The following is a 15,034-nucleotide window of genomic DNA, read 5'->3' on the forward strand; positions in this document are numbered from 1 at the left end:
AGACGCCGCTCCGCCCACCAACCCAAGGACATCCCATGACCGACACTCGACTCGGTGGCACCTTCACCCTGCCCGACACCACCCTGCAGCTCAGGCGCATGGGCTACGGCACCATGCAGCTTCCCGGTCCCCACGTGTGGGGACCGCCGCGCGACAAGGCCGGCGCGCTGGCGGTCCTGCGCCAGGCCGTTGCACTGGGCGCCAACCATATCGACACCGCCGAGTTCTATGGCCCGCATGTCTCCAATGCGCTCATTCGCGAAGCGCTGCATCCCTACCGCGACGATGTGGTGATCGTCACCAAGATCGGCATCGGCCGCGGCAGCGACGGTTCCTGGCATAGCGATCTGTCGCCGGACAGCCTCCGGCAGCAGGTGCACGCCAACCTGACGAGCCTGGGTCTGGAAGCGCTGGATGTGGTCAACCTGCGGCTGGGCGCGCTGGCCGACACCGACGACAGCGCGATCGCCGAGCCGGTGGCCTGCCTGGCCGAGTTGCAGCGCGAAGGCCTGGTGCGCCATATCGGCTTGAGCAACGTGACGGCGCGACAGCTGGAGCAGGCGCAGTCGCTGGCCAGGATCGTATGCGTGCAAAACCACTACAACCTGGTCAAGCGCGACGACGACGCCTTCATCGACGCGCTCGCCCAGCACGGCATCGCCTATGTGCCGTTCTTCCCGCTCGGCGGTTTTTCGCCGTTGCAGTCGGACGTACTCTCCGACGTCGCCAGCGCGGTGGGCGCTACGCCGCGGCAGGTGGCGCTGGCGTGGTTGTTGCAGCGCTCTCCCAACCTGCTGGTGATCGCCGGCACGTCCTCGCCGGCGCATCTGGCCGAGAATTTCGCCGCCTGCGAGCTGGTGCTGTCCGCAGACCAGCTTGCAACGCTGGATGGGATCGCTGCTCAGGCCCGCTCGGGTCACGACGCTCACCAATGATCCCACTCGGCTAGCGGTTGCAGTCACTGGAAGACGAGCGCGCCATCCATGCCGGGCGGCGCGCATCGCCCACGCCTGGGGATGTGCCCATCCCGACGATCGCAGGGCAGTGCGGGCCGATAACGGCGGTCGGGAGATCGGCACGCGTTCCAGCTCAGCGCGAAGACATCGCGACGATCGCGATACTGCTGCATCAGCCGCATCGCACACCCCTGCGTTACGGCGCTCGCGTTCTTCAATTGCTTGGCGATGAGCGCAACTTCCTTGTGCAGCGAATGCTTGCCGGCCCGACCCAGGTCGACGTCCAGCGTGCCGTCGCGGGTTGCTAGGTGCGGCAGATGCGGCAGCTTGCCAGCAGTCCTGCAGATCAGCGCTGCGAGCCAGCCACGGCACCATCGGCTCCGAGCGCCCATGCGATGCCATTGCGTGGGCGTTCTGCCTTTGCGAAAGACGCCCCTGGTGTGCATCCAACTGGATGCCGCGCGGCATTCGCCGCTTCGGTTTCGTGCCGATCCTCTCTACTTGCATGTAGCGCTCGCGACATCGGCAAGCGCCAGTCCGTCGCAGCACTGGGGGCGGCATCGGCGAGTGCGGTGACGCGCCGCCGCGCACAGGTCCTGTGTTGGCGCAGGGCCTCCACATGCGCGATCCACCAGCAGCGGCGCTGCGCCACCAACGCCGTTTGGCAGCGATATTCCGCCGCCTGGAGGCTGAGACATTCTGTCGGGTTGGGTGCTTGGCTGCGGCGCAAGATCCGTCCATCAGCTCGGCCCGTCGGCACGCGTGCCGGAGCTGACATGCACTGCCAGCGACAGCGTGGCGGGGCGCCAAGGCCTTACGCGGCGGCCGTCTTTCTCACCGCAGGTGGATCATGCACAACAACAAGGTCGTGTGGAGCGAGGGGTTGTTTCTGCGCCCGCAGCATCTGCAGCAGCAGGAGCGCTATCTGGAGCGCTATGTCGATCTGCGTGCGGCGCGGCTGCGGCCGCACGCCTGGGGCGTGAGCGAACTGGAATGGGAAACCGATCTGCTGGCAGTGGGCAAGCTGGGGCTGCGCCGCGCGCGCGGGGTGTTTGCCGATGGCACGCCATTCGCGATGCCGGGCGACGATCCGTTGCCGGTGGCCATGGAGGTGGAGCCTAACTGCCGCGACCAGATCGTCTATCTCACCCTGCCGCTGAAGGTGCCGGCGCAGCCGGAGCTGGGGCGCCCAGAATCGCCGGCCGATCAGCTTTTCCGCTACCGCGTGCGCGAGACCGAAAGCGGCGATGCCTCCGGCAGCACCTCCGAGGCCGTGCTGATGGAAGTCGGCGGCCTGAGCACGCGGCTGCTGCCGCAATCGCAGCCACTGGAAGGGCTGGACCGCATCGCGGTGGCGCGCATCATCGAAACGCGTGCCGATCGCCAGGTGGTGCTGGACCCGCACTTCATTCCCAGCGCGATGGTGTGCCAGGCCGCGCCGCGGCTGACCACCTTCCTGACCGAACTGCTCGGGCTGCTGCACCAGCGCGGCGAAGCCCTGGCCGCGCGGGTGACCCTCACCGATCGCGGCGGCGCGGCCGACATCGCCGATTTCCTGCTGCTGCAGCTGGTCAATCGTTGGCAACCGCAGATCGCGCACTGGGCCGCCGCACCGGTGGCGCATCCGGAAGACCTGTTCCGCGCCTTGCTGGCGCTGGCCGGCGAATTGAGCACCTTCACCGCGCCCGGCAAGCGCCCGCCGGCATCGCCGGTGTACCGGCATGAGGCGCAGCAGGACAGCTTCGAGCCGCTGATCGGCGCATTGCGCAGCAGCCTGAGCGCGGTACTCGAACAGACCGCCACGCCGTTGCCGATGCAGGCGCGCAAGTTCGGCGTGTGGGTGGCGATGGTGCCGGACCCCACGCTGCTGGACAGCGCCGCCTTCGTGCTGGCCGCCAAGGCGCAGATGCCCAGCGAAGAATTGCGCCGGCTGCTGCCGGCGCACGCCAAGATCGGCCCGGTGGAGCAGATCCGCGATCTGGTCAACCTGCAGTTGCCGGGCATCGTGGCCAACCCGATGCCGGTGGCGCCGCGGCAGATTCCCTACCACGCCGGATACCTGTACTTCGAGTTCGACAAGAGCGCCGCGCTATGGCGCAGCTTGAAAACCTCCGGCGGCATCGCGTTCCACTTCGGTAGTGAGTTCGCCGGGCTGGAGTTGCAACTGTGGGCGATCCGGAGCTGAGCGCATGAGCCGTCCACTGACCCAACTGGATCCGATCGCTGCCGCGCCGTTGCCGGCAGAAGCCGCCGACGACACCGACATCAGCGAACTGCTGGGGCGCAGCGTCAACCCGCTGGTGCAGGCGGCCACGCCGCTGCTGCTGCTTGCGGTGCAGTTGCGTCACAGCGCGCAGTTGCCGGAGGTGGCGCGCCTGCGCGAGCAGGCGATGGCGCAGATCCGCCGCTTCGAACAGCGCGCCCACCAGGGCGGCGCGCCGGTGGAAGCGGTCACCGCCGCGCGCTACGTGTTGTGCGCCCTGCTCGACGAGGCGGTGCTCAACGCGCCGTGGGGCGAGCGCAGCGGCTGGTCGCAGAAAACGCTGCTGGTGGTCTTCCACAGCGAGTCGTATGGCGGGGCCAAGTTCTTCCAGATCCTGGAGCGATTGTGCGCCGACGTGCGCCGGCATCTGGACCTGATCGAGCTGATGTACCTGTGCCTGGCGCTGGGCTTTGCAGGCCGTTACCAGATCGAGGCCGGCGGCCTGGCCCGCCTGGGCGAGATCCAGGACGATCTGTATCGGCGCATCCGCGCCGAGCGCGGCGCCGCCCCGGACAGCCTGGCGCCGCGCTGGCGCGGCGTGGAAGATCGCCGGCGGCTGGGCCGCTTCCTGCCGCTGTGGGCCGCCGCGCTATTGGGGCTGAGCGTGCTGGTGGTGGCCTTCGTGTGGTTCCAGACACGCCTGAGTACCCTGGCTGCGCCGATCAGTGCGCAGGCCGCGCAGTGGGGGCTGGCGCCGGCCACGCCGCCGGATGCCAGCCCGTTGCCGCCACCGCCGCTGCGGCTCAAGCAGCTGCTGTCCGCGCACGAACGTGCCGGGGTGTTGCAGGTGGACGAGCAGGCCGATGGCCAGACCCGCGTGCGCCTGAGCAGCGCGGCGATGTTCGCCTCCGGTGGCGTGGACGTGGAGCCGGATCAACGTGGCCTGATCGCGCAGGTCGCCGCGGCGATCGATCAATTGCCGGGGCGGGTGATCGTGGTCGGGCATACCGACGACGTGCCGGTGCGCTCGCTGCGGTTTGCCGACAACTACGCCTTGTCGGCGGCGCGTGCGCAGGCGGTGGCGCAGTTGCTGCGCGCGCAACTGGCCACGCCGGGGCGGGTGGAGGCGCTGGGTGCGGGCGATTCGCAACCGCTGGCACGGCCGCCGCAGTTGCCGGCCAATCGCGCGCGCAACCGCCGCGTGGACATCCTGTTTCAGCCGGGGGAATGACGATGAAGACGCTGTGGTCCACGCTGAGCGCCACCGTAGTGGTGAGCGTGCTGGCACTGAGCCTGCTCGCGGTGCTGTTGTGGGTGGGCGGGCCGTATGTGGCGATCGGCGGCTGGAGCCTGCTGGCCGGGGTGGCCGCGCGCGTAGTGGCCATCGTGCTGGTGATCGCGCTGTGGGTCGGCGTGCTGGCCTTGCGCCGCTGGCAGGCGCAGCGGCGTGCGGCGCGGCTGTCCAGCGCATTGGCTGCACCTGGCCGCGACGACGACCGCGAGCTGCGCAGCGGCCAGGAGCGCGCGCAGTTGCAGGCACGCTTCCAGCAGGCCATTGCGCTGCTGCGCAAGCGCCGTGGCGGCGATCTGTACAGCTTGCCGTGGTACGCGCTGATCGGCCCGCCCGGCTCGGGCAAGAGCACCTTGCTGCAGCATTCCGGGCTGCAGTTTCCGTTGGCCGCGCGCATGGGCGATGCCGCGCTGCGCGGGGTGGGCGGCACCCGCGATTGCGAATGGTGGTTCACCGACGAAGCGGTGTTCCTGGACACCGCCGGCCGCTACACCACGCAGGATTCGGACCAGGCGGTGGATGCCGGCGCCTGGCGCGATTTTCTGCGCCTGCTGCGCCGGCATCGCCCGCGCCGGCCGCTCAATGGCGTGCTGGTGACCATGAGCATGTCCGACCTGCTGCTGCTCGACGATGGCGAGCGCGACACCCATATGCAGGCGATCCGCCGCCGCCTGGACGAATTGGCCGAGCAGCTGCAGGCCAGCGTGCCGGTGTATCTGATCTTCACCAAGTGCGATCTGATCGGCGGCTTCGGCGAGTTCTTCGACGATCTGAGCCCTGCTCAGCGCAGCCAGGTATGGGGCATGACGTTCGCGCTGGCGCAGACTCTGGAAGGCCAGGCGGCGCGCCATTTCGCCGACGAATTCAACCTGCTGCAGCAGCAGCTGAGCGCACGCCTGTTCGAACGCCTGAACCTGGAACGCGACCGCCTGCGGCGCGCGGCGATCCTGGCGTTTCCGCAGCAGCTGGCCGCATTGGGTGAGCGCGCGCGGCAGTTCGTCGAAGGCAGTTTCGCCGGCAATGCCTACGGGCCGGCACCGTTGTTGCGTGGCGTGTATTTCACCTCCGGCACCCAGGAAGGCACGCCGATCGATCGCATGATGAGCGCGGTGGCGCGCACCTTCGGCGTGGACGATGCGCGCGTGCATGCGCCGGGCGCGCAGCGCCGCACCTTCTTCGTCGAACGGCTGTTGCGCGAGGTGGTGTTGCGCGAATCCGGCCTGGCCAACACGCCGCCATCGCGGCAACGCCGCATGGCCTGGCTGCAGGCGGCCGGCTATGCCGGCGTGGGCGTGCTGAGCGCTGCGCTCCTGGCCGGGTTGAGCGCCAGTTACCTGGGCAACCGCGCCTATCTGGCGCAGGTGCAGCAGGCGCTGGATGCACGCCCGGCGGTGCCCGATCCCAATGCCGCCACTGGCATGCCCGAGTATGTGACGCGCACGCTGCAGCAGGCCGCCGCCACCCAATCGGTAGTGCAGGTGGCGCAGCAGTATCGCGATGGCGTGCCGTGGTCGCTGCGCATGGGCCTGTACCAGGGCGCAGCGCTCGGCGATGCGCTGCAGGCCGGCTACCTGCGCCAGCTCAATGCCACGCTGCTGCCGGCACTGGCGGTGCGCTTTCGCGATGGGCTGGTCGACAACGCGCAGGCGCCGCAGGCGCTGTACTACACGCTCAAGGGCTATCTGATGCTAGGCCAGCCGCAGCACCTGGATCCGGCCCAGCTCGGCGCGCTGGCGGCGATCGAGGCCGGCAAGCTGTTTCCGCGCGATCCGGCGCAGCAGCAGGCGCTGGGCACGCAGCTGCAGGCCTTGCTGGATTCACCGGCGCGCGTACGCGCGCTGTCGCTGGATGGGCAGCGCATTGCGCAGGCACGTGCCAGCCTGCAGGCGGCCGACCTGTCCACGCTGATCTACGGCAACCTGCTGCTGACGCCACCGGCGGGGACACCGCTGCGGCTGGACAAGGCATTAGGCCTGCTCGCCGATACCTTCGTGCGCCGCAGCGGCACGCCGTTGTCCGCGCCGGTGCCGGCGCTGTACACCCAGCCGGTATTCGCGGCCCTGCAACGCGAGGGCATCGGCCAGGCGGTGGAGCGCTTCGGGCGCGACGATTGGGTGTTCGGCGGCGCACCGCTGGATGCCACCGCCCGCGCCGCGCTGGCGCGCCAGGTCGGCCAGCGCTACGAGGCCGACTACATCCGCTACTGGGATGCGTTGCTGGCCGATCTGCAAGTGTGTCCGGCCGCCGATCTGGCCGCCGCCAGCGCCACCGCCGCCAGACTGGCCGGCCCCAGTTCGCCGCTGCGGCTGCTGCTGGGCGTGGTCGGCGACCACACCCAGGCGCTGGACCGCGCACCGCCGCCGGATGCGGCCCAGCGTGCCGCCGCTGCGGTGGCCGGCAAGGCCGCCGCCGCCGCCGGCAGCGCGACGGCCAAGCTGCCGGGCGGGGCAGCGATGCGCGCCGCGCTGGCGACCCCGCCCGATCCTGCGGGCGCTACCGCACCTGCGCCGGGGGCGGCGATCAGCGAGCACTTCCTGGCCCTTAACGCACTGGCGGCCGGTGCGCCCGGCAGCACGCCGCTGGACCAGCTGCTGCGCGTGCTCGATCAACTCGGCAAGCAGTTGCTGGTGGTCTCGCAAGGCGGCGGCGACGCCGCGGCGGCGAATGCGCAACTGGCGCTGGCGCGGCAGGAAATGGCGCAGCTGCCGCCGCCGGTGACCGGTTGGCTGCAGAGCCTGGCCGGCAGCAGCGCCACCTTGATGACCCAGGGCGCGCGCGCGGCGCTGGATGCACAGGTGCGCCAGTCGGTGGGCGAGGTGTGCAGCGAGTTCGTGCGCGGCCGCTACCCGTTCGACCCGGCCGCGCAGGTGGAGATTCCGCTGCAGAATTTCGGCGAGCTGTTCGGCAGCGGTGGGCGCCTGGATGCGCTATACACCGGCACTGTGCAGGCGCTGCTGGACACCCAGGCGCCGCATTGGCGCTGGAAGGATGGCCCGGACGCGGTGGTCGGCGCGCCCGGCCTGCCGGCACAACTGCAACTGGCCCAGCGCATCCGGCAGAAGTATTTCCGCGGCGGGCCGGCCCCGCAGGTGGGCTTCACCGTGCTGGCACCCACGCTGGGCGAAGGCGTCGCCCGGCTCACGCTCGATATCGATGGCCAGCGCTACGACTACCAGCCCGGTGCGGCGCAGAGCATGCCGATGACCTGGCCCGGCCCGGTGCCGGGGCATGTCTCGATCGCGGCCTTCGGCGCCGACGGCGTGGCGCTGGGCAAGCTCGATTACCAGGGCGACTGGGCGCTGTTTCGCGCGCTGCAGGACGGGCACCTGGAAAATTCCTCCGACCTGCGTTTCGTCGCCAGCTTCGCGCTCGGCGGCCACGACGTGCAGGTGCCGCTGCGCGCGGGCAACCTGCGGCATCCGTTCCTGGACAGCGACGTCCAGCGCTTTGCGTGCGGCGGATGAGCATGCCGGCCACCGAACAAGTCGGCTTCTACGGCAAGTTGCCCGGCGTGGGCGACTTCGTGCAGCGGCGCCTGCCGCCCGGCTTCGTGCAGCCCTGGGATGCGCATTTTGCCGCCTGCCTGGAGGCGGTTCGCCAGCCGCTCGGCGAACGCTGGCCCGCCGCCTACCGCGGCAGTGGCGTGCGTGCGTTCGCGCTGGGGCCGGGCGTGTGCGGGCCGCAGGCCTGGGCCGGGGTGTTCGGGCCGGGCGAAGACCGGGTGGGGCGCTGTTTCCCGCTGGTCCTGGCGATGCCGCGGGCGCATGCGTGCCTGCCGGCGCCGGCCTGGTTCGGCGCGTTGGCTGCCTGTCTGGGCCGCGCCTTGCGCGCACGCACCGACGCGGCCGGTTTCGACACCGCCGTCGGCGCGCTGGTGGTCCCCGCATCGCCGTCCACGGCGCCGGCACCGCCGCACGGCCAGTCGCTGTGGTGGCGGCCGGGCGGCACTGCGCATGCACTGAGCGGCCTGCCTGCGGCCGAGCGCTATCTGCAGTGGCTGCTGGCCGAACAGGACATCACCGAGGTGACCCGATGAGCGCGCCGTATCGGTCGGCCGGGCATACCGAAACCGGCAAGGTGCGCCGCCTCAACGAAGACGCGCTGCTGCTGCGCGAGGACGCTGGCCTGTGGGTGGTCGCCGATGGCCTGGGCGGCCACAGCGCCGGCGATTACGCCAGCCAGCTGCTGGTGCAGCGGCTGGGCGCCCTGGTGCGCCCGCCGGACCTGTGCGACTTCCTGGATGCCATCGACGACACCCTGGCGCAGATCAATACCGAGTTGCTGCAGACCGCGCGCCAGCGCCGCGTGGACATGATCGCCACCACCGTGGTGGTGCTGGTGCACGACCCGGATTTCATGCTGTGCGGCTGGGTCGGCGACAGCCGCATCTACGCCCGCCACGCCGGCCCGCTGCGCCAGCTCACCCGCGATCACGTGCATGGCGTGCGCGAAGACCTCACCCAGTTCGGCAGCGCCCAGGCCGCCGCTGCCGCGGCCGGCGTGCTCACCCGTGCGGTGGGCGCGCAGGAACCGTTGTTCGTCGACTGGGTGCTCGCCCCTAGCCTGCCCGGCACGCAGTTCGTGCTGTGCAGCGACGGCATCAACAAGGAAATCCCCGACCCGGAGCTGGATGCCGAAAGCCACCGCTTCGGCGATCCACGCGCGCTGCTGGCGCGCTTGTTCGAACTGGCGATGGGCAGGGCGGCACGCGACAACGTCACCGCCGTCGTCGTCAGCTTGCAGGAGTGAACGCATGCACCAAGACACTGCCACCGTGACCGAACTGGTCACCGCCATGCGCCGTGGCGCGCTGGACCTGGAGGCCGTGCTGGCCGCGCTGGGCAGGCGCGCGGCGATGCCGGAAGCCGAATACCGCGATGGCGTGGAAACGCTGTGGCAACTGCAGCGCCAGCAGCTGCTGGACGATGCCACCGTCACCACCCTGGTCAGCCGGCTGGAGGCCTTGCGCAATGCCGCTCCCACCTCCCCAGCGCCGCCAGCGCCACCGTCCACGGCCACGTCCACCGCCACGCCGATCGACGACGACGCCACCGTGGTGATGCCGCGCCGCGATGCCGTGCACGTGACCGACGACGACATCACCCGCGTGCAACCGGCGCAGCCGCTGCCCGGCGAGGCGCCCAGCCTCACCAGCCTGGGGCTGGGCACGCAGACCGGCCTGGGCACCCAGACCGGAACAGGCACCGGCACGGCCGGCACCGCCAGCCTGTCCAGCTGGCAGCAACTGGCCGATGCCGCCGGCGGCGATCACGCCAGCGTCGGCAGCCTGCTCAAGGGCCGCTTCCTGCTGGAGCGCGAACTCGGCCGCGGCGGCATGGGCGTGGTGTATCTGGCGCGCGACGAGCGCAAGGTGGAAGCGCGCGACCGCGACCCATGGCTGGCGGTGAAGGTGCTCAGCGACGAATTCCGCCGCCATCCCGACGCGCTGGTGGCGCTGCAGCGCGAAGCACGCCGCTCGCAGAAGCTGGCGCACGACAACATCGTGCGCGTGTACGACTTCGACAAGGACCGCACCCTGGTCTTCATGACCATGGAGTACATCGACGGCTGCGATCTCAAAACGCTGATCCGCGAGCAGGCCTATAACGGCATGCCGCTCAGGCAGGCCTGGCCGTTGATCGAGGGCATGGGCCGGGCGCTGATCCGCGCGCACGCGGCCGGCGTGGTGCATTCGGACTTCAAGCCCGGCAATGTCATGGTCACCCGCGAGAACGTGGCCAAGGTGTTCGACTTCGGCATCGCGCGCGCCGGCAAACACGCCGCCGACGTCGCCGGCGAGCAGACCGTGTTCGATGCCGCCACGCTCGGTGCGTTGACGCCCGCGTATGCCAGCCTGGAGATGATCCGCGGCCAGGCACCGACACCGGCCGACGATCTGTACGCGCTGGGTTGCGTGTGTTTCGAACTGCTCACCGGCAAACACCCCTTCGACAAGCTCAGTGCCGAAGTCGCGCTGCGCGAAGGCCGTCGCCCGCCGCCGGTGCCCGGCCTGACCCGGCGCCAGTACGCCACGCTGTGCGCGGCGGTGGCGTTCCCGGCGGCGCATCGCTTGAAGCGGGTAGAGCAGTTGCTCGATGGCCTGCGCCAGGTGCCGCTGCGCGAACGCGCGCTGCCCTTGCTCGGCTACGGCGCCGCCGCACTGGCTGTCGTGGGCACGGGCGGCTGGGGCATCCACCGCTATCTGCATCAGCAGCATCTGGCCGAGGTGATCGCCCGCTTCGGCGCGCAGGACCCGCAGCGTTATCGCGATGAAACCCAGGCCATGCAGGCGCTGTCCAGCCTGGAGCCGGACGACCGCCGCCGCCTGCTCACCGACCGCAGCGACCTGATCGAGGATTTCCTGCTGCGTCGCCTGGATGCGCTGTGGAATCCGGGCAACGGCCGCGACGACTATCGCGGCGCATTGCAGGTCTTTGCGCTGCGCGACCGGCTGCGGCTGTACTCGCCGTCGCTGGACGCGCGCCGCCAGACCATGGAACGCGAGAAGAACGAACGCCTCAATGCGCTGGACACCGCGCTCAATCGCCAGCTCGATGCCGGCCTGCTGTTCCGCAGCCAGCCCGACAACGCATTGGCTACGCTGGACCAGGTGCGCCGCATCGATCCGCAGAGCAGCCTGCTGCGCCACTCGGCGCTGGAAGTGCGGCTGGACGAGGCCATCGCGCAGGCAGTGGCTGCCGGGCAACTGGCCACCGCACGCAACCAGATCGACCAGGCCCGCGCCGCCTTCCCGGACTCGCTACGCCTGCAGCTGCGCAGCGCCGAGGTACAGGTGGCCGAGCAGCAGGCCCGCCGCGCTCCACGCACCGCCACGCCGCTGGACGCCGCCGGCGCACGCCAGGCGCTGGCCACCGCCCTGGCGCAACCCGGCAGCGACCCGGCCTGGCGCGAACGCGTGACTGCCGCGCTGGCCGCGCTGCCGCCGGCCGAGCGCAACACCCAGGGCGCCGCCGTCGCCGAGGCCATCGCTGGCGCGGTGGCCGCACAGTCCGATCCGGCGCAACTGGCCGGCGCGCAGGCGCTGGTGGCCTTCGGCCTGGGCCTGGCCCCGCAGTCGGGCGCCTTGCTGGCCCAGCGCACGCGTCTTGAGACCCTGGAGCAACAACTGCAACAGGCGCTGGCACGCGAAAGCGCCGAGGCCGAACTGGCCGGGCGGGTGGAATCGCTGCGGCGTGCCGCGGCCGCCAACGACCTGGGCAAGACCACCGATGCGCTGGCGCGCATCCGCAGCCTGCAGCCGGACCACCCGCTGCTGCGCAGCGAAGGCCCGCAGTTGCTGGCCCAGGTGTATCGCAACACCGCCGACGACGCCTTCGCCAAGGGCCGCTATGCCCAGGCGGCCGAGTTGCTGGTCCAGGCCCAGCAACGGCTGGGCCAGCGCGCCGAGCTGCGCCAGGCGCAGGAACGCTATGCGGTGGTCGCCGCCGTGATGGCCGCCGGCGACCTGCCCGCCGCCCAGCGTCGGGCGCTGGGCCAGCGCCTGCAGGCGCTGTATCGTAGCGATGCCACTGCCATGACGCAGCTGGAAGCGCAGATGAAGGCGGCCGGGCAACTGCCCGACGGCACGCTGTCGGCCCGCCTGCAACGCGCACCCGCCAGCGATGCGCCGGCCCCGGACAGCGTGCCGACCGGCAGCACCGGCGCCACCGGCAGCACCGGCGAAACGGCAGCAGCGGCCGCCACCGCCAGGCCGGCACGGGGCAGATCCGCTGCCAGGCCAGCCGCCGCCACGGGCGCCCCGCGCGCTGCCGGCGCGGCCACAGCGCCGGCCGGCCTGGACGAGGAGGCCAGCCTGCCGCCGGTGCCCACCGGGCCCGACCCCTGCGGTGGCGCCGGCCTGCCCGGGCGCGGCGCGGCCTGCTTCGACACCTTGGGCGACACCCGCGGACCGATGCTGGTGGTGGTGCCCGGGCTCAATGGCGGCCAGCCGTATGCCTTGTCGCGCGGCGAGGTGGCGGTGGCCGACTTCAACCTGTTCTGCCAGGCCACCGGCCGCTGCACCGCGCAGGCCGCCAGCACCCCCGAGCTGGCGCGCGCGCCGGTGCGCAACATCAGCCTGAGCCAGGCCCGCGCCTACCTGCGCTGGCTGACCATCGGCAGCGGCGGCTGGCGCTACCGCCTGCCCAGCGATGCCGAATGGCTGCATGCCGCGCAGGCCGGCGCCAACTGGCGGCAGGCCGAAGACAGCAACTGCGTGCCGCCCAATGCCAATGCCGCCGACGCGGTGCGCGCGCCGGTGTCCGCACGCGGGCGCGATGCCAATCCCTGGGGCCTGATCAACCTCACCGGCAATGTCTGGGAATGGGTGTCCAGCGGCGCCGGCGTGCAGGCGCGCGGTGGCAGCTTCGCCAGCTACTGGTCCGATTGCACCGTGCAGGCCAGCCGCAGCGACAACGGCTCGGCGCAGCCGGACGTGGGCTTTCGCGTGCTGCGGGAACTGCCATGAGCCACGACGGCACCCCGCCGCATCCGGCCAACGCGCAGCTGGAGGCCCTGGCCCAGGCGCATCAGCACGGTCAGCTCGACCGCGCGCAATACCGCGCGCGCCGCCGCAGCGTGTTGGAAGCCGCGCGCCAGGCCCAGGGCGCCACCTTGCGCAACACCCAGCCGCCGCCGGATCAGCGCTCCAGCCCGCCGCCGCAACCTAATGGATTCAGCCAACGGCACGGGCGCACCTGGGCAATTGTTGTAACAGTGACTTTCGTCGCACTTATATTGCTAACATTGCATAAATGTACGTCGGGGTTCGACCGACGTTCAGTCAGGGGCGAGCGCAACCACACCGAACGTCATGCGGGTCTGCACTCGGCCGCATGCGCTGCCGGGCCCGTCGGGCATGCGCGACAACGGATGTTTTTAGGGGTAAGTGACGTATGCGTATGACCTGTCTGGCCGCGGCGCTGTCCGCGTGCCTGCTGCTGGCCGTTCCGGCGTGGGCACAGGCCCAGGATGGCTCTGCAGCTCCCGACGGAGCCGCCTTGCCGGCCATGAAGGACCGGGGCGATGCCGCAGCGACCCTGCCGGTGCGCGGCTTCCGCGTGCGCGATGTCGGCAACTATCCCGACGCCGGCATCGACCCGGCGCGCATCCAGGCCGTGGCCGATGCCGCCTTCGCCACGCTGGCGCAGGGCCAGCCGGAAGTGGCGTTGCGCTTCGACCAGTTGCAGGCCGTGGCCGATACCATCACCCAGGCCTATCGCAGCGCCGGCTTCATCGTCAGCACCGCCTACCTGCCGGCGCAGACCCCGGGCGCGGACCGCATCATCGAGATCCGCATGCTCGAAGGGCGCATCGGCCAGATCACCGTGCAGGGCGCGGCGCGCTACCGCGGCAACGCGCTGTCGGCGCCGCTGCGCCAGTTGCAGGGCCGCCCGCTGCGCAAGCAGGACGTGGACACCGCGCTGCTGTATGCGCGCGACCTGCCCGGCGTCTCGCTGTCCTCGGTGCTGCAGCCCGGCCAGAACGCCGGCGAGACCGACGTGGTGCTGGTCGCCAGCGAAGCCGCGCGCCCGTACGTGATCAGCCTGGGCGGCAACAACTACGGCACCGAACTCACCGGCCGTTATCGCGCGCAGGCCGGCATCACCTGGAACAGCCCGCTCGGCCTGGGCGACGTGTTCGCCGCCAACTACGCCTATTCGCTGTCGCCGCGGCAGAGCCAGATCGGCGCACTGTCGTACGCCTTGCCGGTCGGCCAGGTATCGGGCCTGAGCGCGGTGATCGGCGCCAGTCGCAGCGAACTGGAAGTGCGCAACGGCGTGTTCGCCCGGCTGGGCCTGAGGGGGCCGACCGCGGTGATGTATGCCGGTGCGGACTGGAAGTTCATCAACCAGGATCTGCTGCAGCTGCAGGGTTCGGCGCGCTACCTGCGCGAGACCTCGCGGCTGGAGGCGGCCGGCACCCGCCTGTCGGATCAATCCTTCGACGTGGCCGAGCTGGGCGCCTCGTTGCGGCGCACCGATCTGCGCTGGCGCGGCGTGGACCTGCTGCAGCTCAGCGTGCGCCAGGCCCTGCGCGATGGCTCGGCCGACCCGGACCTGGTCACCCCCGACCGCGACAGCCATTTCACCCTGGCGCGGCTGTCCTACACCCGCCTGCAATATCTCACCCGCACCCAGCGGCTGTATTTCAAGTTCAGCGGCCAATACAGCGACGACACCCTGGCGCCGCTGGAGCAGTTCGCCGTGGGCGGGCCGGACAGCGTGCGCGCCTATCCGGTATCCGATGCGCTGGGCGACCGCGGGTATTACACCGCGCTGGAATACCACATCGATGCGCCGGGCTTTGCCGATGTCGCCTCGCCGTTCAACGGCCGCCCGTGGCGCGAGCTGCTGGAGCTGGACGTGTTCGCCGACCACGCCCGCGTGTATGCGGCCAACGGCGTGGCCGCGCCGGCGCGCTTCGACGCCGCCGGCGTGGGCTTCACCTTCCGCCTGCCGCAGTACGCCAACTTCGAATGCCGCCTCACCGCCGCCCTGCCGACCGGGAGCCGCAACGCCTCCGATGGTCGCGACGACGCCCGCATCTACACGCGTTTCGGCTTCACTTTCTGAGGGATCTGCG

The 15,034-nt window shown here is 70.8% G+C and carries 10 protein-coding genes; 9 read left to right on the plus strand and 1 reads right to left on the minus strand.

Annotated elements, in window-relative coordinates; translation table 11 throughout:
- The first annotated feature begins 35 nt into the window (after window positions 1–35).
- On the plus strand, window positions 36–935 hold the full coding sequence (locus XcodCFBP4690_RS09205; protein ID WP_104540662.1) for an oxidoreductase: 900 nt from the start codon (window positions 36–38) through the stop codon (window positions 933–935).
- 23 nt (window positions 936–958) lie between these two features.
- Here the strand turns inward: XcodCFBP4690_RS09205 and XcodCFBP4690_RS09210 are convergent, their stop codons facing one another.
- Window positions 959–1,348, minus strand: a complete 390-nt coding sequence (locus XcodCFBP4690_RS09210) for a hypothetical protein (RefSeq protein WP_104540663.1) — start codon at window positions 1,346–1,348, stop codon at window positions 959–961.
- A 458-nt stretch (window positions 1,349–1,806) separates the two neighbouring features.
- Between XcodCFBP4690_RS09210 and tssK the strand changes: the two genes are divergently transcribed.
- From tssK to XcodCFBP4690_RS09250, 8 genes are read left to right on the plus strand one after another with little or no spacing between them, the layout of a single operon-like run.
- A complete protein-coding gene (tssK, locus tag XcodCFBP4690_RS09215) occupies window positions 1,807–3,141 on the plus strand; it encodes a type VI secretion system baseplate subunit TssK (protein WP_104540664.1) in 1,335 nt (444 codons plus the stop codon).
- A gap of 4 nt (window positions 3,142–3,145) precedes the next feature.
- Window positions 3,146–4,390, plus strand: a complete 1,245-nt coding sequence (gene icmH / locus XcodCFBP4690_RS09220) for a type IVB secretion system protein IcmH/DotU (protein ID WP_104540665.1) — start codon at window positions 3,146–3,148, stop codon at window positions 4,388–4,390.
- Window positions 4,387–7,914, plus strand: coding sequence for a type VI secretion system membrane subunit TssM (gene tssM / locus XcodCFBP4690_RS09225; protein ID WP_104540666.1), 3,528 nt, complete (start codon window positions 4,387–4,389; stop codon window positions 7,912–7,914). The genes icmH and tssM overlap by 4 nt, the downstream gene beginning before the upstream one ends.
- Window positions 7,911–8,486, plus strand: coding sequence for a type VI secretion system-associated protein TagF (gene tagF / locus XcodCFBP4690_RS09230; protein ID WP_104540667.1), 576 nt, complete (start codon window positions 7,911–7,913; stop codon window positions 8,484–8,486). The genes tssM and tagF overlap by 4 nt, the downstream gene beginning before the upstream one ends.
- Entirely contained in the window at window positions 8,483–9,199 is a 717-nt protein-coding gene (locus tag XcodCFBP4690_RS09235; RefSeq protein WP_104540668.1) for a PP2C family protein-serine/threonine phosphatase, read from the plus strand. The genes tagF and XcodCFBP4690_RS09235 overlap by 4 nt, the downstream gene beginning before the upstream one ends.
- Window positions 9,200–9,203: 4 nt before the next feature.
- Complete coding sequence (locus tag XcodCFBP4690_RS09240) at window positions 9,204–12,917, plus strand: bifunctional serine/threonine-protein kinase/formylglycine-generating enzyme family protein (protein WP_104540669.1); 3,714 nt, start codon at window positions 9,204–9,206, stop codon at window positions 12,915–12,917.
- On the plus strand, window positions 12,914–13,354 hold the full coding sequence (locus tag XcodCFBP4690_RS09245) for a hypothetical protein (protein ID WP_104540670.1): 441 nt from the start codon (window positions 12,914–12,916) through the stop codon (window positions 13,352–13,354). Before XcodCFBP4690_RS09240 ends, XcodCFBP4690_RS09245 begins: the two co-directional genes overlap by 4 nt.
- A complete protein-coding gene (locus tag XcodCFBP4690_RS09250; RefSeq protein WP_104540740.1) occupies window positions 13,351–15,024 on the plus strand; it encodes a ShlB/FhaC/HecB family hemolysin secretion/activation protein in 1,674 nt (557 codons plus the stop codon). Before XcodCFBP4690_RS09245 ends, XcodCFBP4690_RS09250 begins: the two co-directional genes overlap by 4 nt.
- The last annotated feature ends 10 nt before the right edge of the window (window positions 15,025–15,034 follow it).

The sequence above is a fragment of the Xanthomonas codiaei genome (assembly GCF_002939785.1).
GTDB classification, from domain to species: Bacteria; Pseudomonadota; Gammaproteobacteria; order Xanthomonadales; family Xanthomonadaceae; genus Xanthomonas; species Xanthomonas codiaei.